Origin of the sequence: Pseudovibrio sp. W64, from assembly GCF_001623145.1 — a bacterium.
Classification (GTDB): Bacteria; Pseudomonadota; Alphaproteobacteria; order Rhizobiales; family Stappiaceae; genus Pseudovibrio.
This window is the reverse complement of sequence record NZ_LMCI01000038.1, coordinates 956005-977520: the sequence shown is the minus strand read 5'-3', so window position 1 is coordinate 977520 and position 21516 is coordinate 956005. Positions and strand designations below refer to the sequence as shown.

Genomic DNA, 21516 nt, shown 5'->3' with positions numbered 1-21516 from the left:
ATTGATAATGGAGTTTCAAATGGCCGAACTCATTGAGATAGAAGAAGTACCTGAGATTTACGTCATGGAGTACGGCGGCAACTATTATCTTGTTCGCGGCGCCGCTTATCTTGACCAGATTCTGTTTGGCAAAGAGCCACTCAGCTTCCCCGTGCTCATCAAATCCGTCAAAACCTGGGATGAGGTTCTCGTGAATTGGGAGAATACCGGGGGCTCCATGCCCTGGATCCTCAATCCCAGCATCGTTGAACGGATGGAACGAGACAATCGCAAACTGACCTCAGACAGCTTCAACGCCTGAGACCGAACGAGAAACGTTTTAGAAATAGGCAGGTCCTGGAATGTGTGCGAGCAAAGTAACTGAAAATCGGCTGTTCACGATCAGCTTCGATGGTGGAGATGACAGCTTCCACCTTTGGAAGATGAAGATGACCAGCGAAATGAGTGAGCTCTACGAAATGGTCGTAGATTGCCGATCATTCGAGCATGACCTGAGCCTTGATAAGATGCTTGGGCAGACGCTTACGCTTGAAATGAAAAAAGTGTCCGGCACAAGCCTGTCTTCTGACCAGTATCTGAATGGGTTTGTAACCAAAGCCATCTATACGGGACAAGATCATGGCTATTCAACTTACCGGCTTATTGTACGCCCGTGGCTTTGGTTTTTGACCCTTACCAGCAACTGCCGGATTTTTCAGGAAAAGTCGACGCCAGATATCTTGAAGGAAGTCTTTCAGGAAGCAGGTTTTACCGACTTCAAAAACAAGCTGAGTGACAGTTATGATCCTCGGCCCTATTGCGCGCAGTTTCAAGAAACCGATTTTAACTTTATCTGCCGCCTGATGGAGCAGGAAGGGATCTATTATTACTTTGAGCATGAGGATGGCCAACACACGATGGTATTGGCAGATTCCTATAGCGCTCATGAAGACATCAAAGGCGAGTCCAGCCTTCCCTTCTATTCTGAGGAAGACCATTTCCGTCGCGGAGCTGATCACTTTTGGGATTGGCGACACAATGAAGAGATCCAGACGGATGAAGTTGAAATCAATGACTATGATTTCACTAAGCCCACGAGTGATCTGAAAGCTAATGCTAGCGAAAAGAAGTCCCACCAACTTTCTGGCCGCACACGTTACATGTATCCCGGCCATTACGAGGAAGTCAGTGTAGGTGAAAAGCGAGCCAAGGTGCGTGTTGAAGAAGCCAGTGCGGCTTACGCCAAGGTATATGCGCGCGGCAACGTCCGTGGATTGCGACCCGGATACCTTTTCAAATTGGATCAGTTTTCAGACGACCCAAGTCAGGAAAAAGAATACCTGATCACGAAGGCGATCTGTGAGGTCTCAATCGAGTTTGCGCGCGATGAAGAGCAGGAATTTTATGACGCAATCACCTATGAGATTGAGGCGGTCGATTCCAGCGTTCAATATCGTAAAGCCTCTACTACACCCTGGCCTAATATGAACGGGTTGCAGTCCGCAGTTGTTACTGGCGCGGATGGTGAAGAGATCTGGACCGATGAGTATGGCCGGATCAAGGTGCAGTTCCATTGGGATCGTGACGGACAGAACGATGACAAATCTTCTTGCTGGGTGCGTGTAGCGCAAATGTGGGCTGGTAAAGGTTGGGGTGGTCTCCACATTCCCCGTGTTGGGCAGGAAGTCCTCGTTGATTTCTTAGATGGTGATCCCGACCGACCTATTGTTGTGGGCAGTGTTTACAATGGAGAGCAGACTGTTCCTTATGACCTGCCCGGTGAAGCCACAAAGTCTACGCTTAAGAGTGAGACATCCAAGGAAGGCGGCGGGAACAACGAGTTCTTGTTTGAAGACAAGAAAGACGAGGAACTCGTTCAGCTCACGGCTGAGAAGGACTATGAGCGCACCGTAAAAAACAATGAAACCGTCAAGATTGGTTTCGACAAGCAAGAAGATGGTGACCAGACAATCGAGGTCTATAACAATCGCAGTCTGACGGTTGATCAGGGTGACGAGACCTACACCATCAAGACCGGTGGCCGAACCACAACCGTCGAAAAAGACGATGCCCTCTCAGTCAAATCCGGCAACCATACCATTACAGTTGAGAGCGGCGACCAGAGCATCTCTATGAAGCAAGGTGCGCAGACTGTTGAAGCCATGAAAGACATCGGTGTGACCTCGCAAACCGGCGATGTGAAAGTAGACGCATCTGCAGGATCTGTGAAGGTCTCCGGAACTCAAGCCATTGAGCTCACCTGTGGTGGCAGCTCGATTAAAATGGATCCCATGTCCATCACCCTTACCGCTGGCCCCAGCTCACTCAAACTTGAAGCCGCTCAGGCAGAGTTGAAAGGCTTGATGGTGACCGTAAAGGGTGATGTTCAGGCGACCGTTGACGGGACATTGACCACCTTAAAAGGCGCTGGCATCACGACGGTACAAGGTGCTCTCGTCAAGATTAACTGAGGCGCATTATGGAAAATAGCGTGACAAATACTACACTGCTCCTCAACTCCTACAAGGATCTACTGGAAAAGAGACCTTTAGAACTTGGAGATAAGGCAGTGCCACTGATAGAGGGGCAGAAACCTTCTATCGAAGTTGTGGATACCTTGGCAGAAGCGGAGCTCATGTCTGACGCCATTAAGGTTCTCGCTCACGCCCTGAGTAAACCACGCGCAGTGTGGTGGGCCAGTCAAGTCAGTAGAGCTACCTTTCCGGAAGGCAGTCAACCGCCCGATGAAGACGAAATAGCGCTGAAAGCCGCCGAAGACTGGGTCCGTAAACCTGAAGAAGACCTGCGCCGTGCAGCAATGAAAATTGCTGATGACGGAGGATATAAAAGCGCCGCTACTCTTGCCGCGGCAGCGGCTGGTTGGAGTGGCGGTAGTATGGGATCTCCCGAATTTGACCCTGCACCTCCCCCAGAAAACCTAACTAGTATTGCTGTAGGGTCATCTATAGTTTTGTCTGTATACGACAGTAACGTGGAGGACCCTGAAGAGTTCTTAGTCAAAGCTTACAAGTTGGGACGAGCACTCGCAGATAATGAAATAGAGGCCCTATGAGTTTCCCAGCAGCACGCATGACAGACATGCACGTCTGTCCAATGGTGACCGGTATCGTTCCTCACGTTGGAGGCCCGATATCTCTTGGAGCACCGACGGTTTTGATCGGAAACTTACCAGCGGCGCGCATGACTGACATGTGCGTGTGTGTTGGGCCTCCAGATACAATTATGAAAGGCAGTGTCACCACTTTGATCGCCGGATTGCCGGCGGCGCGTATGCTGGATGTCACTGCTCACGGCGGCACCATCATCCTTGGCTGGCCCACAGTTTTAATCGGGGGCTGAGGATATGACTGATAACACGAGCATGGTTTTAGTACTCATTTTGACCAAGGGGCATGAGTTGGTCGACACAGGAAAATGCACGCGCATACTGCGACAGGAACGCTGCGTCATTGGACGTGGAAGCAGTGCGGATTGGATTCTTCCCGATCCTGCAAACCAGCTTTCGCGCCGTCATTGTGTCGTTGAGTGGAACGACGGGGCCTACCGCGTCGTCGATACCAGCTCCAATGGAACCTTTGTTAATGATTGGGACGAACCAGTTCCCAACGGTGAGGCCTGTGGCCTTCAGGATGGTGATGTTATCAGGGTCGGAAACTATTACATCAGCGCACAAATGTTGCCAGAAGATGCTGATGCCCGTCTGAAAGTGGATGACTTTCTTGCAGAACCTGAGAACCCTGATCCACTTGCAAATCTTCTTCCTAAAGAACTCGACATGGAGGATGACGACTGGGTCGATGACCAGATCGTTACCCCTGAAGACGAACTTTCCGAGGTTCTCAATGACCCACTGGAGTCTCCAGAATCTATTCTCAGAAAAGCGACTGAAACACTGGACTCCTACCCTGCCAGCGCTGGGAAAGAGCCTATTTCGCCAGTTAGTTATGGATTTGAAGGATACAAATATTCCAGCTCAGTACCGTTTGAAAGTGAAAGCGGCATCTCAAGCGAAGAAGGTGCAAGTGCGTGGGATCACAACCGCATGGAATCCGATTCATTTAAATTGCCCAGAACGCATCACCAGACCATTCCTGAGGACTGGGATGTAGCTCCGAAAAAAGACATTCAGAACAAAGCTCGTAAACCAAATGACGATTAGCCACATCAAACGCATTGCGTACATTTTGCTTTTGAGTATCGGTCTGGCCTCCTGCTCCGCCGAGATGCCGATGCCTGTCATGATCACGACGACAGTCATCGCGGACAAGGAGTTGAACCAAAACGCAGATGGGATGTCGACGCCTGTTCAGGTGAAGATCTTTTACCTTACGTCTGATGCCGAGTTTAAAACTCATGACTTTTTCACTTTGTTTGAAAAAGGAGACCAGGTTCTGGGCAAAAACCTGCTTGCTATGAAGGAAGTTTTCATAGCTCCCGACAAGATCATGAAGGTAGCAGTCAAGGTTGACCCCAGTGTGGCATTTGTCGCTGTGCTCGGTGCCTTTCGGAAAGTGGATACAGGAACATGGAGTTCGGTGATTATGGTTCCAAACAATCAGCCATCGAGCCTCATTGCGTATTTGAGTAAGCTTGAAATTACTTTGCAGCCCGACAAGACAGTAAAAGAAGGATGGTTCTATTAATGACCACTCATAACAAAGTTGTCTGGTCAGAAGGTCTGTTTCTACAGCCGCAGCACTTTCAGCAGCATGATCGCTATCTGGAACAGCTGGTCAGTGACACTATCTCGAGCATTCGCCCTCACCCCTGGGGCCACACAGAGCTAAAAATCAATCAGGAAGCCCTCAAACTGGGCCAGTTTGCACTCAATTTTGCCAGCGGTCTGATGCCGGATGGCACGCCTTTCAAGATGCCACAGGAGTGTGACGCTCCTGCGTCTATTCCAGTCCCTGAAAGCGTAAAAAACTCGGTCGTCTATCTTGCATTGCCCATTCGACAACCTGGTGCCTATGAATATGAATATCCAGGTGTGCAGGAAACAGCTGCACGCTATGTGGTGCATGAATCCGAGGCGCGCGATGCAATAACTGGCAGTGACGCCAGCGTCCAGATGGAAACTGGTCGGCTACGGTTCTCTTTTAAGTTCGACTTTGAGGATCTGGAAGGCTGGATCTGCTTGCCTATCGCTCGTGTGATTGAAGTGCGAGCAGATAAACAAGTTATTTTAGATGACGAGTACATCTCCACGTGCCTCGCCTCTCATTCCTCTTCAGTGCTTTATGGGTACATTCGCGAGATCTGGGGCATGCTGAGCCACCGGGCAGATGCACTTGCAGGGCGTGTTTCGAACTCCGGCAGTAAGGGTGTTGCAGAGATTTCAGACTTTCTGCTTTTGCAGACCGTCAATCGCTATGAACCACTCTACGCCCACTTTGCGCAAACACCCTCGCTCCATCCTGAAGCGCTGTATCGGATTTCGATCCAGCTGGTTGGTGAACTTGCCACATTTACAGCGGCAGCACGGCGCCCCTCAACACTTCAGCCTTATCGGCACGAAGCCCTGACAGAGACATTCGCTCCTGTGATTGCTCATTTGCGACAGCACCTTTCTGCTGTTCTGGAACAGACTGCCGTACCTATACCACTGGAAGAGCGCAAGTACGGCGTTCGTGTTGGTATGCTGCTCGATCGCAGCCTGATCAAGTCCGCTCGGTTTGTGCTTGCGGTTAGTGCTGACCTGCCGTCGGAAGTGATCAACCGACACTTCCCGGGGCAGATTACGATTGGATCTGTCGAACAGATCCGAGACTTTGTGAATTCCGCTTTGGCCGGCATCGCAGTGAAGCAACTGCCAGTCGCGCCAAGACAGATCCCATACCACACGGGCACAGCATATTTCGAACTGGATCCGGCCTCATCACATTGGGACGAAATCCGTGTTTCTGGCGGTCTGGCGATGCATGTCGCGGGTGATTTCCCGAAACTTGTGATGGAACTCTGGGCGATCAGAGAGCAATAAGCGGCTAACGGACTGAGGAGTTGAGATTATGGCAAAGAAGGATTTCACTGCCCTTTCGGTGGACTCAGTCGACACTGTCATCTCGACTGATGCTCCCAATCCTGTTCATCCTGACGCCGGTAGCACCAACCTTCCGGCACAAACGCCTGCAGGCTATTGGTTCCTTGGCGCTGACGATATTCAATTTGTCCCACTTGGGAATAATCCTCTTATCAAAGCAGCCTCCAGTTTGTTGGCCTTAGCTGCCCGCTTGCGAAATCACGCTCAGCATCGTGATGTGAATGCCCTGCGCTCTCATGTTATTTCCGAGATCCGCTCTTTCGAACACAACGCTATGTTAAACGGTCTTTCTTCTAAGACCATTCGCATCGCCAGATATGTGGTTTGTGCAACCCTTGATGACATAATTCTCAATACTCCCTGGGGCAGTCGCAGCATTTGGGCAACGCAAAGCCTTGTCAGTAACTTCCACAAGGACGTGTCCGGTGGCGATCGATTTTATGATCTATTGAGAAAGACGCAAGCCAACCCAAGTCGTGATAAAGATCTTCTGGAATTATTGTATCTTTGTATTTCTTTGGGGTTTGAAGGTCGCTTGCGGATCATGCCGCAAGGCAGCAATACGATGTCGCGCCTGCGTTATGGCATATCACGCCTCATTCGCTCGCTGCGAGGAGATCAGGAAACCGACCTTTCACCTCACTGGAGAGGCGTTGAAGATGCGTATCGACCTTTAAAGTGGTCTATTCCGGTGTGGGGTATCTTCTTTGGAGCAGCACTCCTCGCCTTGCTGATTTATGCTGTGCTTGCGCTTTGGCTTGGAGAGAAAAGTGAGCGCATTGCGTTCCAGTATGAGTCTTTAATCAACACAAGCCCAATTGATCTGACGCACCAACCTGCACCGCCACGAGCAGCTCTACCGAACTTGCCACAACAACAGGCAGCACCTGGAACACCTTCCTCACCTCAAGTCGTTCGTAACAGCACGTTGCCTGCTTATCTGCAAGTTAGCAGGTTCCTTGCTCCTGAGATCCGGCAGGGTCTTGTCGTCGTGATGGATGTGCAAGGCAACGTGGTGATACGCCTGACAGGTTCTGGCATGTTTGCAACTGCTAGAGATACGCTCACTGCCCGCTTTATTCCAGTCGTCAATCGTGTCGCTGAAGCAGTGAACACGCAGCCTGGTACCATCAATGTAGTTGGCTTTTCAGACAATATTCCAATTCGAAATGCCCGTTATCCGAACAATGTTGCACTTTCCAAGGCGCGTGCTCAAACAGTTGCAGATCTCATCAAGGTCAGACTGACAGACAAGACACGTGTCAAAGCCATCGGCAGAGGATCAGCTGATCCAATTGCAACCAATGCAACAGCTGAAGGGCGTGCTCAGAACAGGCGCATTGATATTACGCTTATTCCGCCTTCTGGCCAGGGAGGCCAGCAATGAAGAAACTCAAACGCTTTTTCCCTTTTTGGTTTGTTACGCTCCTTATCACACTAATCTTGTGTGCGGTCATCTGGATTTATGGCCCAAGTCTATCGATCTTCGGCGCAAAACCTTTTGCGATGGCTGTCGTTCGTATGCTGATCGTCATGGGCCTTTTGATGATCTGGGCCGCGATCAATATTGGACGCCTTTCCCGGCGAGCAAGAGAAGCAGAAGCCAAGAACGAAGAAGAAGAGGAAGAAGAAGAGCCTGAAGTCGATCCTGAAGAGCTGGCGAAGAATGAAGCAGCGCTGGTCTCTGGCAAGGTTGAGAAGAGTCTGAACATTCTCAAAACAGCAAGTGTCGATGGTAAACTGGGCCGCAAGGTGATCTATCAGCTGCCCTGGTATCTGATGATTGGGCCAGAGGAATCCGGCAAGACCACTGCTCTTTTACGTTCTGGAATGAAGTTTCCACTGGCTCACAAACTGGGCCAGAAAGTGGATGCAGCGACGATTGAGCCCACTGCAGAATGCGAATACTGGTTCAGCAACAACGCGATCATCGTTGACAGCGCTGGCCGTTATACCATGCAGGACCAAGATGAGGTCATCGATGCTTCTGGCTGGAACACGCTGCTTTCATTGATTAAGAAGAACCGCCGCCGTCAGCCGCTGAACGGCATGATCATTGCGATCAATCTTGCAAAGCTCGCAACAATGCGCTCGGATCAGCGTCTGGATATGGCGCGGACGGTCAAACAACGCTTCAAGGAAGCTGAGAAGCAACTGGGCCTTCGCTTTCCCATCTATGTCATGTTCACTAAGCTGGATTTGATCGCCGGTTTTGCCGACTACTTCCAAGTCCTTGGCCGAGATGAGCGACACCAAGCCTGGGGTATGACCTTCCCCGTTGATGACGGCAAATCCTCCGAGAATGCGATCAGTCATTTTGATGAGGAATATGAGTTACTCATGGAGCAGCTCAATTCGCGCGTCTACGACTATTTGAATAAAGAAACGGACATACAGCACAGAAGTCTGATCTTCAGCTTCCCGCAACAAATGGCCTCGCTGCGAACCGTGCTGAATGATTTCCTGACCGAGATGTTCCGTCCCAATCGCTATGAGGACCGCAGCTTTCTGCGTGGGGTTTATTTCACCTCTGCAACCCAGGAAGGTCAACCTGTTGACTTGCTTGCAGGCTCGATTGCGCATGCATATGGGATTGGCCGACAGGCACTTCCCTCTGCTCCCTACGAGAAACACGCGTATTTTCTGGAGCGCTTGTTCTTTGACCTGATTTTTGGCGAAGGCAACCTTGCGGGCGAGAGCAAGCAAGTGATGCGCAAACAGAAGATCCGCAAGCGCCTCTCTTTTGCTGCTTGTGTGATCGTTCTTGCATTTTTGACAACGGTTTGGGTCATCAGCTATGAGATGAACCAGGAAAACATCATCAACCGTGCCCAAGCTGACTTGAAAGAATACCCCAAATTTGCTGACCGAATTGATGCTGTACGCGTCAATGATGCCAACTATCTATCTGTGTTGCCGTTGTTGAACTACCTTCGAGACCTGCCAGGCGGCTTTGCGGATCAGCAGGAGAAACCACCTCAAAATGAGCGTTGGGGTCTTAACCAGATTCCGAATGTTTCAGAGGATGCGGATGCGCTTTATCACAACGGACTGGAGCGCTATTTGCGACCACGCATGATGCTCCGCCTTGAGCAGCAAATGGTTGCAAATATCGACAATCCAGAATTCCTGTTTGAAGCCTTGCGGATTTATCTGGAACTGGCGGATAAAGGTCCCCTGGAACCGGAGGTTATTCAGCGTTGGGAAGAAACTGATTGGCAGTCCCTTTACAGTGACCCTCGACAAGTAACAGAGCGCGACCAACTTTCAAATCATCTTGCAGCGTTGCTGGACCAGCCCTTTAAGGTGCGAATTGATGTGAATACAGAGTTGGTTAGTCAGGTTCGAGAGATTCTGAATGCAACTCCAATCGCGGAGCTGGCTTATTCCTTTATCAAAGCAGGACAAGCCGCTCAAAGTCTTCCGGAGTGGCGTCCTGACGAAGCTGCAGGATCTGCTGTAACTCGCGTCTTCACACGATCTTCAGGCAAACCTTTGAGCGAAGGTATTCCTGGCCTTTACACTTATGAAGGTTTCCGTGGTGTGTTCCTTCCTCAGTTGGTTGATAGCATTCAGAGTTTCGTTCGAGAAAGCTGGGTGCTGGGTCCAAACGGTCAGTTGGAAAACAAGGAAGAGACTGTCACCCGTATCGAACGTGGCGTTTTAGGGCTTTATCTGGATGACTACGCGCGCATGTGGGATGCGATGCTGGCTGACCTGCGCATTGTGAAGTTCACAAGCCTGTCGCAGGCGACAGATGTCATTAACACCGCTTCCGGGCCCAATTCACCTATCCGCAATCTTCTCGTCTCAGTGGCTGAGCAAACACAGCTTACTCGGACTGAAGCTCCATCCAGTGCTACCGGCGTTGCTCAGAACGTTGCAGGCGGAGCAGCTCGTATTGCGCAGGAAGAAGCCCGCGCGACCACCAACCTGAGACAGCAGCAGCTTGTTGAAGTGCTTGGTGAAGCTGTTCCGACGAGTGAAGGTGGCCCGAAACCGGTTCCACCGGGCACTTCTGTGCAGGCGCGCTTTGAGCCTCTTGATAGTTTCACGTTAGGGTCAGGGAGTGGCACCACTCCACTCGACGCTTTGTTGATGAAGGTCACTGATCTTTATCGTGAACTTAACCGGATTTTATTGGCTAACAACACTCAGCAAGACGCCCTAAGCTATATTCTTGGCGGCGGGAGTGATGCGGTTAAAACACTGAAAGATGAAGCACCTAACGTTCCTATGCCGCTGCAAAGCTGGATACTGGAAATGCTTCAGTTCTCCTCACAAGTTACCGTAAACGATGCTCAAAAAGCCATCAATGCAGCCTGGGATTCAGAGGTTTTACCTTTGTGCAGCAATGCTCTTTCTGGCCGCTATCCGGTGGCAAATGGTCAGCAAGCTTCGGTGATGCTGGACGACTTTTCGACCCTGTTCAAACCGGGTGGCAAGATTGAAGCGTTTTTCAATACCAACATCAAATCATTCGTCGATACCTCCTCCACACCGTGGAAATGGAGAGAGAGCGACAACGCCAAGATTGATGTCTCAAAAGACAACCTTGAAGTCTTCGAAAAAGCTAACAATATTCGCAACGCATATTTCGCAAATGGGGGGGATAAACCATCTGTTGCATTCACGATGACACCCTTGGATCTGGACGTCGGATCAACCAGAGTTGCCCTCACCGTGGATGGGACAACAGTGAGCTATGCGCATGGTCCAACACGCCCGATTGAGTTGAATTGGCCTGGCGAAGGTGTACCAGCTGCAAGTCTCGCATTTTTCCCTGCGATTGCCGGAGAATCGAACTCCATCAATCTCAGCGGACCATGGTCCCTCTTTCGTTTATTGGAAAAGGCAAGCGTGACAAAAACTGAGCTACCCGATCAATACAAGGTGAGATTTACGCTTGGAAATCGATTTGCCACCTTCAACCTCATGGCCAACAGCGTGAACAATCCATTCTCAGCCAGGCTGCTTCAGAATTTCACCTGTCCTAAGGAGCTCAATACCTAAAATACAGGTTTAGTGGTTCTCGATAATAATAAAACCAATTGGAGCCTCGAATGTCTGACGATCAACTAACGCCCCAACAACTTGAGTGGGTGAAATCAGTTTATAGAGCACTCGGCTGGGCCTTTAAGGAACAGGATGAGGCTGAGCGTGAGACAGCCGCAGCAATCAAAGAAAAAGAAGAGAAAGAGATTGCACAGGCGACAGCTAAGACAAAAGCTGAAGACGACAAAAAAGTTGAAGCGGCTGTTACAGAAGCAACTGCTGAGCGCATAAAAGCAGAGAGTGATGAAAAGCTCAAAGATGTCACCGCGCAACTCTCTGAGTTAAAAGCCGACGTTAAAGACCATTTTGTTCATGAGAATGAAGACACCGATGCAGATGCTCTGGCAGCGCTTGCAAGCCAGAGTAAGCAGCTTCTGGAACGTCTCAACTCTATTTATGGACATAAAAAAGATTTTGAAAATTATCCAAGCGAAGCAATTGCTTTTGACAAAAGCTATGAAAATGCGAAAGCGCTCATTCAAACCGCTGCTTTGGAGATCAAAACCAAAGATACGGATGGTGCACATAACAGCCTAATAGATGCCGAATCCACCGTTGATGATATGCAGACGCTTTGGCAAGGCGTTGTAGCCGCGGCCAAGAGCAAACCAGCAGAACCTCCTGTTCCGGCTGAGTTGAAGCCATATGTCATGGAAGTTGGTCAGGGTATCAAATCGATGACCGGTATTGGATTTTCCGGACCAGCAACACGCCTTGGAAAAACCTTGAAGGACGTCAGAGCAGCGAAGGTGCCCAAAGACGATCCTGCCTGGGAAATCCTGCTTTATGAGAATGAGATGGCCATGGCTGCGGTTGGGGAGTTTGATCAGCTCAAGAACCATATTCAAAAGCTGGCGACAAGTTTGCGCAACTCCGGTGTTGCGGACGCTGCTGGCGACATTGAAACCACACTTGATAATTACATGTCGGACGCCTCAAGAACGGTCCCGACCATTCGCAGTTTGCTTAGTTCTCTCAAGGCCTCCGCAGCACACAAGAACAGCATGAGAAAAGAAGCGCGATGGGATGCGGCGCAACTTGGTGAGCGTACAGAGCGCTTCCGCGATGATTTGAAGAAACTGGTCCTTTACGACAAGCAGGGAAATCTGGTCACCAAACCTGATGAACGTCGTGCGATCAAGCGTGCGGGAGATGTCCCTGGCTTGAATCAGGACGTGATGATCCAAATTCCACGTCGCCCCAAAGATGCGAAGGAAATTCCGCGCAAAACCATCGACAGTCTTCTTCAAACATTTGACTTTCTTGATGAGTTGAAAGCATCCGGTGTGACAGGTGTGGAAGATATAGCTGTTGAGGAGTTCCTGAAAGCTGAAGCCATCCTTTCCGGCATTCAAAAGGATCCCGGTGCCTATAAAAAGCTGACTAAAAACCTAGATAAGCTACGCGAGAAAATCGACAAGATCTCGAAAGGCAAGGAAGGTGCTTATTACATCGAAGAACGGTTGCGCCTCACGGATGACATCGATGAACTGGAAGAAGAAGCCCTCTCCATGAACATCGAAAAAGCGCTGGCTTCATGCACTGAAATGGAGGCCAAGCAATTACACCCACTCGAAGAAGGTGTTCGTAAGGCCGTCAAAAACCGAGAGTTGTTCGACACCAAAGTTAAGATCATCGAGAACCAGTTTACAGAGATCCCAAAACTGCTCGCACAAATGGGGAAAGCAGATCCCAGCCTTGCCAAGATGGTTGGTTCTCTATTCGCGCCAGATGAGATCAAGCAATATCATGGTGATCTGGATGTCTTTTTCGATCAAGCGAAAGACCTTGCCTACAACGCAACCACAAATGACGAACTGGCCCATTCACTTGATCTGGCGAACCGCCTGATCTTCCGCGTTGACCGTTTTGTCCACGAACTGGAAGGCCAGTTGAGCCATCTTCACAAGCTTGCTGAGATGGAGAAGAGAGGCGAGAAAATCACAGATGCAGATCGCTTCAGTAAGGCAGAGCTGAAGTACTTCAAAAAACTGGAAGTCGATTACAAGAAGGGTGTTGCCCGACAGAAAGATCAGAAGGAAGCTAAGAACGCCTTCCTCACCAAATCCGGCCCGCTTAAAGATGAGCTGGATATGATGACGTCGAAAGATATCTCCATCAAGCGTATCCTTGCTTACTACAAGGGTGTTGATCGCGTTGACCCCAGCAAGTTTGATACATCTCGTTTGAAAGAACTTCGCATGGAAATCGCGGAGCTGGAAGATCAGTCTGACGCTTCTCATACGCACAAAGAAAACCTTGCTAAACTGAAAGAGCTGGAAGGTGCTCTGGATGCAATGCGTGGTGAAATTACGGGCTTCAGAGAGGACATTGCGAGAGACATCTCAACGTTTTCTGATAAATGCATCGCACGCCTGATCAAAGCCAAGCAGTATATCGACAGCTCTTTTGTCAATGCAGTGAAAGACAAGCAGGATGCCGGTGAAGAAGCGGTGGATGTCGCTGCTTTGCGAAAGTTCTCGTCGTGCATTTCTCAACCGTTGGCCCTTGCAGAGTTGCCAAAGCAAGTTGCAGCTATTGCTGACAAATCAAAAGACCTGAAAGAGCGCAAGAAAGCCCGCGAAAATGCCCTAAGGCAAGTGCGGCCACTGATTGCGCAACTGGACAACAGTCAGGCTATTCAGCTCTATATGCGACACCCCTTCAGCGATCTGCCGAATGATCTGAACATACTGCGTCCTGAGTTGATTCAGCTGGAAGTGAAGCTGCTCTCTCTTGGTGGCTAAGATACAACAAGAAGGATCGAAAACGATCCCACACTGGAGTTTATCATGACGTTAACTCCGTCTCAAATTGACTGGCTCTCACAGGCCCAAGGCGGCGTGGAGAACTTCGAATCTGATAGTGAAAACGAAGAGAAGAAATCTGCAGAACTGACCAATATTTTAGCTAAATTGGATGCAGATAAGTCGGTTATTCACCAAGCTCAGGATTTTCAAATTGAGCTCGCCCGAAGTCCAAATGTTTTTAAGCGCAAGCTGCAAAAAAGCAAAATGGACTTTATGACCGGTGATATGAAAACCGAGGTAGATTCCTACGCGGACGTGACTTCTGAAACGCCTCTCATTCAATCTGAAAATGTTGATGCGCTCAATGCCGCTTTCGGCAAAATCCTCGAGCGGCAGGCAGAAATGATTGCGGCGAAGAAGAAGGATGAGAAGACACGGCTTTTCAGTGATGCAGATATCACCCGGGAACTTTGGACTCCGCTGGTTCGCGAAGGGATCATTCCCTCCAACATTGTGCCGGATAAATACAGTCAATTTGTGCAGATGTTCCAGGGTGCCTCTGAGATCTATGAGGGAAAGCTGGAGCAACATAGTGAAACGGCTTCAAAGTATGAGAACACGCTTGAAGCCATTGGGTTTGCCCGTGATGTCGTCTCACTGGCCGGAAGTCTTGGCAGTAGCGCACTGACCATTGCCAACTTTGAAGACCAATCTCGTTCACTAGCAGAAAAACGCGAAATTGCAGCCAAACGTCAGGTTCTGAAGGGGAAGCAGGGTCAGATTGCCGGAGACCTTCGGACTGAGTTCAAAATGGGTGCAAACACTTCGGATGCAGAGGTGCTGGAAGAAGCTGCCCGACGTGGTGAATATAGTTGCGAGATCAAAAGCTACCAGAATGTAGAAGCAGCCCAATCACAGCTCGTTGAGCAGCTAATGGGGCAAAACAAGCTTTTCGAAGAGGAAAAAGCTTTACTGACGATGTCCACGTCGTTGCTGGATGGCGGTCTTGCCATGGCAGAAAAAGGTATCCAGTTTTCGGAGAGACAAAAGAACGCAAGAAACACACTCGCCTTTGCCCAAGACGCTGCTGATATCGTTGCTGGCCAACTTAAGCTTGCATTGGAAGCAACAGGCAAAACCTACGAGCAAGAAGAGCACCAAACCACAGACCAGATAGAGTTTGAAGGCGCTGCAGATAAGGATACGCTCCAGAATATTTCTTATGCTGCAGGCGCTGTGAGTGTCGCTATTGAAGCCAACCAAATTGCGCGGAAGATTGCCTTAGCAACGCAAGCAAAAACGAACAAAGAGCGAGAGAATGCAGTTTTGCAAATTGCTGGGTCTATCGCAGACTCCCTTGCTGAGGCTTTTTTTGCAGCAGGTGACGTTCAAGGCCATGTCGATACGGGTAAACAAGATTCTGCACTGACTCTCAAGGATGAAAGCAAAGCATATGCCTACGGTGACCCTGCGCCTGGTCCTGGAAATGAAAATGACCAGACCGAACTGATTGGTGTTTCAATCAAGGCTTTTTTTGTCTTAGGTGTCAACACCGGCACTGCTGTTAAAGCGCTCAAAGATAAGGATTACAAAGCCTTTTCTGAATCCCTTGTTCTAGGTTTAATGCAGCTAGCTTCTTCTGCTACCACAGGCCCCCTCGCCGCAATGGCCAAGCCTGATCTTCCTCTCAACACTGATGAGGAAAAAGAAGAACTTAGTGAGCTCTCAGCCCGTGAACTTATGGATCGGAAGCTGGAACGATCTGGTTGTACGTTTAAACGAACGGAGCGCGAGGCGTTTCTTGATGGTTTTCAAGATCCACAATACTTGCACAAAATCACGAATAATATGCGTGAAATGCAAGATGCCTTCCGTGAGGCAAATGACAAGAAGAAGATGGATGCTGAAACGGTAAAGCGAACGAATGCTGCCATTCAGAAGATGGAAGCGAAGAAATCCTGGGACGCACTTGCCGACTTTAAGAAGAAGCAATCCAACAAGAAAGAACGCGAAGAGTTTATGGAAAAACTCGAAGCGGATGTGGAAGCAGAAACAAAAGCGCTGAAAAACCTGATTGAGGAGGCTTCCCCTCCTCCTGATCCTGAAGACACGAAGGCTCTTCAGAAATCAATGGAAGCGGTCGAAAGACTGATTGCTGACATCAAAGCCTCTGAAATGAAGTACAAGCTGATTGAAAAGATTGCTAAGGGTGGTGTTCAGGTTCTGGTGCGTGTTGTTCCGGCAACGGGCATGGTTGAGGCTTGCAGAAAACTTGCGTTTGACGCAGTTGCTCTTGGTAAGAAAGCAGCTGAAGTTGAAAAGTGGCGCAGGAACGTGAAAATGGCACAAACCGCCAATTCGCCCTATTACCACGCTTGTAAGGAGCGTCATACACAGGCAGCGGTTCAAGTCAGTCAGAAGACAATCAATACCTTCCTATCTATCATTGGCGTGGCTACAGAGGCCACGCGCCTGGCAGATTCAACGCAAGCCTCTACGGGGCTTTCTCTTGCAAAGAGCATGGGTCAGGCGCTCTCTGATTTTGGCTATAAAACTTACGGACGCACTAAGGTCGTTTTTGGATGGCGGAAGTATCTTGATGCCCGCAAAAATCCAGAGAACCGCAAGAAGGCCCGCGAGGCAATTGCTTGGAACTCGACACTTGCCAAGTGTGTGCTTGCCTACGGCATTGTTGAAGAACGAGATCCTATCGCACAGCAAGTTGGCCGCAACTGCGGTTTGACACCCGAGGTCTTGGTATCAAACAGTGATGTTTGTGCTGCGGTGGTGCGGTACTTTGAGACGCTTTACAGTGAAGATCCTGTCGTCTTACGACGTGTTCCGAAGGTCGCAAACTGGCACCCTGGAACACCGGATCTGACACTCAAGAGCTGGTTCAGCTTTAAACGTGCAGCGACCAAGAAAGCCTATCCTTTGATGGCTAAAGAATGCTGTAAGACACCAGCTATCGAGCAAGCTTTGAAGGCACTGCACACCTTGTGTGGTGGAGATCCGTTCAACTACCCTTCTGTTCGGGATGACATGATTTCCGAAGATAACTGGCAGGAAAAGATCCTGACCTACGCTCAGGATGTTCAAAAGCATCTTGAGACTCTTGAACTGGAGTTCAAGGGATATCGCCCAGTCACTGCTGAACCAAAAGACAAGAAGACACAGGCTTGGACGGGTGGCCGATTACATACCGAAATGATGGAAGTCGCGGATTCTTTGCGAGCACAAGCAACGTTGATCCTCCGCGATGCCAGAGCAGATGTGAAGACTTATAGTTCTTAACCCGTTCTCCTGAACACGTTGGAGTTTGTCATGCCCCTTACCGGAAAACAGCTCGATTGGCTCAAAACAGCGCAACAAGGCGCCGGCAATTTTGAACAAAATGCCGAACGTGTTGCAGCCAAAGCTGGACGATTGAATGACATTATGACCAAGCTGGATGGAGACAAAGAAACCATCCGCGAGGCACAGAACTTTGAAGTAACGCTGGCGCGGAATGAAAAATGGTTCAAGCTCCCTGGCTCGGGTACAAAGATGCCCTGGATGACCGGGGATATGCAGACAGAGATTGACACCCGCGCTGATATTCGCGCCGATAGCGGGGCAATTAATGCTGAGACCTTGAAGAAGCTCAATGCTTCCTTTGAACGTATTCTGGCACGACAAGCCGAGATGATTGCGGCCAAAGATAAAGATGGCAACGAGATGTTTTCTGAAGAGGACATCACACGTGAACTCTGGACTCCGCTGGTTCGTGAAGGGATCATTCCATCAAACCTGGTCCCTTCCCGCTACAGCCAGTTTGAGAAGATGTTCAAGGGCGGTGCAAAAATCTATGAGCAAAAGCTCGATGAACATAGCGAAACCGCTTCCAAACACGAAAATACATTAGAAGCCATCGGTTTTGCACGAGATGTCGTGACGCTTGCCTCATCTATCGGATCCAATGCAATCACTCTGGCCAATTTGAATACAGTTGCGGGTGATGCGCCTGACAAAGACCAGATTTCTGCCAAACAGGATGTCCTGAACAACCAGAAAGGCCAGGTAACAGGCGATTTGCGCAAGTCTCTTGGCATGGATGCGAATGCAAGCTCAGAGGATGTCATCAAAGCAGCGAAAGATGCCGGGAAGTATGGAGATCAGCTTCAGAAAGTAACCAATATTGATTCAGCCTTGAACTCGCTGGGAGAAAATCTCTCAAAGGACGCTAATTGGGTGGCTGAACAGCGTGCATTGTTTACTGCAACCACTACATTGCTCGACACCGGTCTTGCAGCTGCGGAAAAAGGTATTGTCTTTTCAGAGCAGAAAGGCAAAACAGCGGCAGATAAGCTGAGCTTTGCGAACGAAGCTGGCGAGATGATTGGTGAAGAGATCAAAAAAGTTCTCTCTGCTGGCGCTGCTTTTGACAAATCCGCGTCTGACCGCAAAGGCGAGGATGACCACGGCAATATCTTTGAAGGTGTTTCTGGCCTGATTGATGTTGCAATGGCTGGTGGACGCGTTTCAGAGAAAATTTTGCAGGCTACACAAGCTCCTGACAAAGACGCCAAGCAAGAAGCGGTGATGTCCATCATCGGGACTCTTGCAGATTCCCTCTCTACGGCAATTTCGTCAGGCTCGCAGTTGAGCGGTACGGAATCCACCACTCCCGAGATTGTTGGTGAAGCGCTTAAAGCTGCCATGATTGCAACGACTGATGCCGGTACAGCGACAAAAGCGTTGATTGATGGCGACTATCAAGCCTTTGCAGAAGCCCTCACTGGGGGCTTGGCAAACCTCGCCAGTGCTACTGGTTCTGATGCCATTGGTGATGCCATTACGGGTAAGATCCAGCCAGATCAAGGTGAGTTGACTAAAGAAGGCGAGGCTGAGACTGAAGGTCTGACACCGCAGCAAATTCTTGAGAATAAACTGAAACTTGCTGGTCCAAGTGCGGGTGTCCAGAGCGTTGAGAAGAGCATGGAGCTTCTTTCTGACGAAGACATTATGGCAAATGTCAACGCTTTACTGACCGGTGGTCTCGATAAGTTCAAGAAGCCAGACCGCGATGAAAAAGACGCCGAAATCGTCAAGAAGAATACAGCAGCTGCGCTGAAAAAGATCGAAGAAGAAAAAACAGGCAATGCGCTTGCTAGTCTGAAGGAAAAGCTTGCTGATCCTAAAGAGCGCAAAGCTTACATGGACGAAATCGAGAAGCGCGCAGATGAAGAGCACAAGGCTCTGCAAGATCTTATTGCAGAAGCTTCCTCACCTGATGACCCGAATGATGAAAAGGCCGTTGAGAAATCTTTGAAGGCCATCGACACTCTGCTTGCTGATATCAAAGCCTCTCAAATGAAGATCAAGATGATCGAGACCATTGCAAGTGGTGGTGTGAAGGCTGTCACGACGATCTTCCCAGCAACAGGCCTTGCAGAAGCGATCAGAAAATTGACCATGGATGCAATCGCGTTGGCGAAAAAATCTGCTGAGGTCGAGAAATGGCGCAAGAACGTCAACATGGCTGAAGCAAGTAACTCGGTCTATTACCATGCAATCAAAGAGCGACATACACAGGCTGCTATTCAGGTGAGCCAGAAGACGCTGAACACCTTCTTCTCCGTTGTTGGTGTTGCCGCTGAAATTGCGCGCTTGGCTGATGCAACACAGGCTTCAGCCGGCATCTCAGCAGGTATGAACATGGGCCGTGCACTATCTGATTTCGGTTATAAGACCTATGGCCGCGCGAAGATTATTTATGGTTGGAAGAAGTATCAGGAAGCGCGGATGGACCCTGCAAACCGTAAAGCGGCACGTGCTGCAATCGCAGGCAATTCCACGCTTGCCAAGTGTGTGCTCGCCTACGGAATTGTGGAGGAAAAAGACCCAATTGCCCGCCAGGTTGGCCGGAACAGTGGTTTGACGCCGGAGGTGCTGGTTTCCAGCACAGATGTATGTTCTGCAGTTGTGCGGTACTTTGAGACGCTTTACAGCGATGATCCTGTTGTGCTGCGCCGAGTGCCAAAGGTGGAGAACTGGCATCCTTGTACGCCTGATCTGACCCTGAAGTCCTGGTTCTTGTTCAAGAAGGCAGCTACCACGCGGGCCTATCCACGAATGGCCAGAGACAGTTGTCTGACACCAAACATTGATCGTTCCATCAAGGAGCTGCATAACCTTTGTAATGGCGACCCATTCAAGTACCCAGAAGTGCGGGATGAGCAACTGAGCAAACCGGATGGTATGAAAGCGGTGTTAGATTATGCCACACAGGTTGATACCGAGCTGGATAACCTGAAGAAGGCTTTGGATGCCTACTCTCCAGTGACAGACAAGCCGGAAAACCCCAAGATCGAGAAGTGGTCTGCAGGGCAACGTCATTCAGAGATGGAAGCCGTTGTTGATGCGATGTCAGCGCAAATTGAGCTCGTACACCGTGAAATCACGGCAGATTTGAAGCTCTATAAGACCTGATCCACCCCGTAACTTAAACAGCAAGAACCGGCCTGAACATTCAGGCCGGTTCTTTTTTGCAGTGTTGTAAGCGGCTATCAGAAACGTTTCAGGAACCGCATCAGGACTGGCCAGTGATCGCTGGCGCCCTGGTTATTGTCGGGATTAAATCGCTTGGGACGTACTCTGTTTCTTGCATCCTGTGCGTACTGGCTCGGGTGGGTGACAACTGTGTGGAAGCTGCCCAGATCAGCAAACCATGTGCTGTTGCTGTCTTGATCCGGACGCAATGCACCGGAAACCAAGATCATATCCAGGAAGGACCAGCTCTGATCCTTGTAGTAAAATGCGCTGCCCGGGGCTGCACACCCGACTATCTCAGGCGGATAACTCCAGTTCCCTTCTCTCGCCAGGGCCTGAAACTCACCATTTTGAATGTCTGTGCAATTGAAATTGAAATCACCAGCAGCAACCACATTTGCGTCATCAGGAAGCTTTGCGCGTTCCTTGTTCAGCACTTCCATCGCATCTTTCCGGCATTGATAGGCCGCGCCAGATGGAAAATGAACACCGAAGACGTGCATTGTTTCGCCGTCTGGCATCTCAAACTGAGCTTTCACAATATCCCGCGTTGGCTGGCAATCGTGGGGATTGTCGCCATCTTCGCCAAACACTTTAATTGTCTCTGGCTCTCCCTTAAGCGGCAAACGCGAGATGACGCCAACATCGATACCGCGATTGTGCTCATTGTTGGAGGTGTCCAGCTGAATGACTGAGGTGTAGTCCAGACCGGCCAGTGCTTTGTTGACCAGATCATCAAGCACCTTTTTGTTTTCTGTTTCAGGTAAAACCAGAATGTCCGGCGTTTCCGGGAAGGAACGAATGACAGCACCCAGTGTCATCAATTTTTGCTTGTAGCTTTCCTCGCCCCAGTTCAGCTCAATGCATTGTTTGTAATAGTGGGACCCTTTATCATTATAGCTCTCACAAGCGTCTTCATGATCCTTACCACGGGCTTCTTTTGCTTCTTTGGAAAGGTAGGTGTCATCTCGTGGATTGTTCTCATCATCAATGGTGTCAAAGAGATTTTGCACGTTGTAACTGACGATCGTGACGGGCTTGTCTTGAGCGAGGGCTGTCGGCATGGCCAATCCGATGATCGTTGCACCCAGTAGCAAGGATTTCATGGGTTTCTCCCTTTTTCTTTTGGGAGTACCAAAC

13 protein-coding genes are annotated in these 21516 nt (G+C 49.7%); 12 read left to right on the top strand and 1 reads right to left on the bottom strand.

The window, feature by feature from the left end:
• Positions 1 to 19 precede the first annotated feature (19 nt).
• Genes PsW64_RS21000 through PsW64_RS20945 form a run of 12 tightly spaced genes read left to right on the top strand, consistent with a single transcriptional unit; the run spans position 20 to position 20316 of the window.
• The gene (locus tag PsW64_RS21000) at positions 20 to 301 is read left to right on the top strand and encodes a hypothetical protein (protein ID WP_063291939.1); all 282 of its coding nucleotides are present in this window, start codon (positions 20 to 22) and stop codon (positions 299 to 301) included.
• Between the two features lie 40 nt (positions 302 to 341).
• Complete coding sequence (locus tag PsW64_RS20995) at positions 342 to 2450, top strand: type VI secretion system Vgr family protein (protein ID WP_063304828.1); 2109 nt, start codon at positions 342 to 344, stop codon at positions 2448 to 2450.
• 20 nt (positions 2451 to 2470) lie between these two features.
• Positions 2471 to 3052 carry a DUF6931 family protein gene (locus tag PsW64_RS20990; protein ID WP_208980909.1) on the top strand — a complete coding sequence of 194 codons (582 nt, stop codon included), beginning with the start codon at positions 2471 to 2473 and terminating at the stop codon, positions 3050 to 3052.
• Entirely contained in the window at positions 3049 to 3339 is a 291-nt protein-coding gene (locus tag PsW64_RS20985) for a PAAR domain-containing protein (protein ID WP_057465268.1), read from the top strand. The genes PsW64_RS20990 and PsW64_RS20985 overlap by 4 nt, the downstream gene beginning before the upstream one ends.
• A 4-nt stretch (positions 3340 to 3343) precedes the next feature.
• Positions 3344 to 4159 carry a type VI secretion system-associated FHA domain protein gene (locus tag PsW64_RS20980; RefSeq protein WP_208980908.1) on the top strand — a complete coding sequence of 272 codons (816 nt, stop codon included), beginning with the start codon at positions 3344 to 3346 and terminating at the stop codon, positions 4157 to 4159.
• Positions 4149 to 4643, top strand: a complete 495-nt coding sequence (gene tssJ / locus PsW64_RS20975; RefSeq protein WP_082597106.1) for a type VI secretion system lipoprotein TssJ — start codon at positions 4149 to 4151, stop codon at positions 4641 to 4643. Before PsW64_RS20980 ends, tssJ begins: the two co-directional genes overlap by 11 nt.
• A complete protein-coding gene (gene tssK, locus PsW64_RS20970) occupies positions 4643 to 5980 on the top strand; it encodes a type VI secretion system baseplate subunit TssK (protein WP_063291937.1) in 1338 nt (445 codons plus the stop codon). The genes tssJ and tssK overlap by 1 nt, the downstream gene beginning before the upstream one ends.
• Before the next feature lie 28 nt (positions 5981 to 6008).
• Positions 6009 to 7427 (top strand): type IVB secretion system protein IcmH/DotU, encoded by a 1419-nt coding sequence (gene icmH, locus PsW64_RS20965; RefSeq protein WP_063304826.1) that lies wholly within the window; start codon positions 6009 to 6011, stop codon positions 7425 to 7427.
• A complete protein-coding gene (gene tssM, locus PsW64_RS20960) occupies positions 7424 to 11053 on the top strand; it encodes a type VI secretion system membrane subunit TssM (protein WP_063291935.1) in 3630 nt (1209 codons plus the stop codon). Before icmH ends, tssM begins: the two co-directional genes overlap by 4 nt.
• A 50-nt stretch (positions 11054 to 11103) precedes the next feature.
• Entirely contained in the window at positions 11104 to 13842 is a 2739-nt protein-coding gene (locus PsW64_RS20955; protein WP_063291934.1) for a hypothetical protein, read from the top strand.
• A 45-nt stretch (positions 13843 to 13887) separates the two neighbouring features.
• Complete coding sequence (locus PsW64_RS20950; protein ID WP_063304825.1) at positions 13888 to 17139, top strand: hypothetical protein; 3252 nt, start codon at positions 13888 to 13890, stop codon at positions 17137 to 17139.
• A 30-nt stretch (positions 17140 to 17169) separates the two neighbouring features.
• Complete coding sequence (locus PsW64_RS20945; protein WP_063305004.1) at positions 17170 to 20316, top strand: hypothetical protein; 3147 nt, start codon at positions 17170 to 17172, stop codon at positions 20314 to 20316.
• 77 nt (positions 20317 to 20393) lie between these two features.
• On the opposite strand, the gene PsW64_RS20940 is transcribed toward PsW64_RS20945, so the two are convergent.
• Positions 20394 to 21482, bottom strand: a complete 1089-nt coding sequence (locus tag PsW64_RS20940) for an endonuclease/exonuclease/phosphatase family protein (RefSeq protein WP_063304824.1) — start codon at positions 21480 to 21482, stop codon at positions 20394 to 20396.
• Positions 21483 to 21516 lie beyond the last annotated feature (34 nt).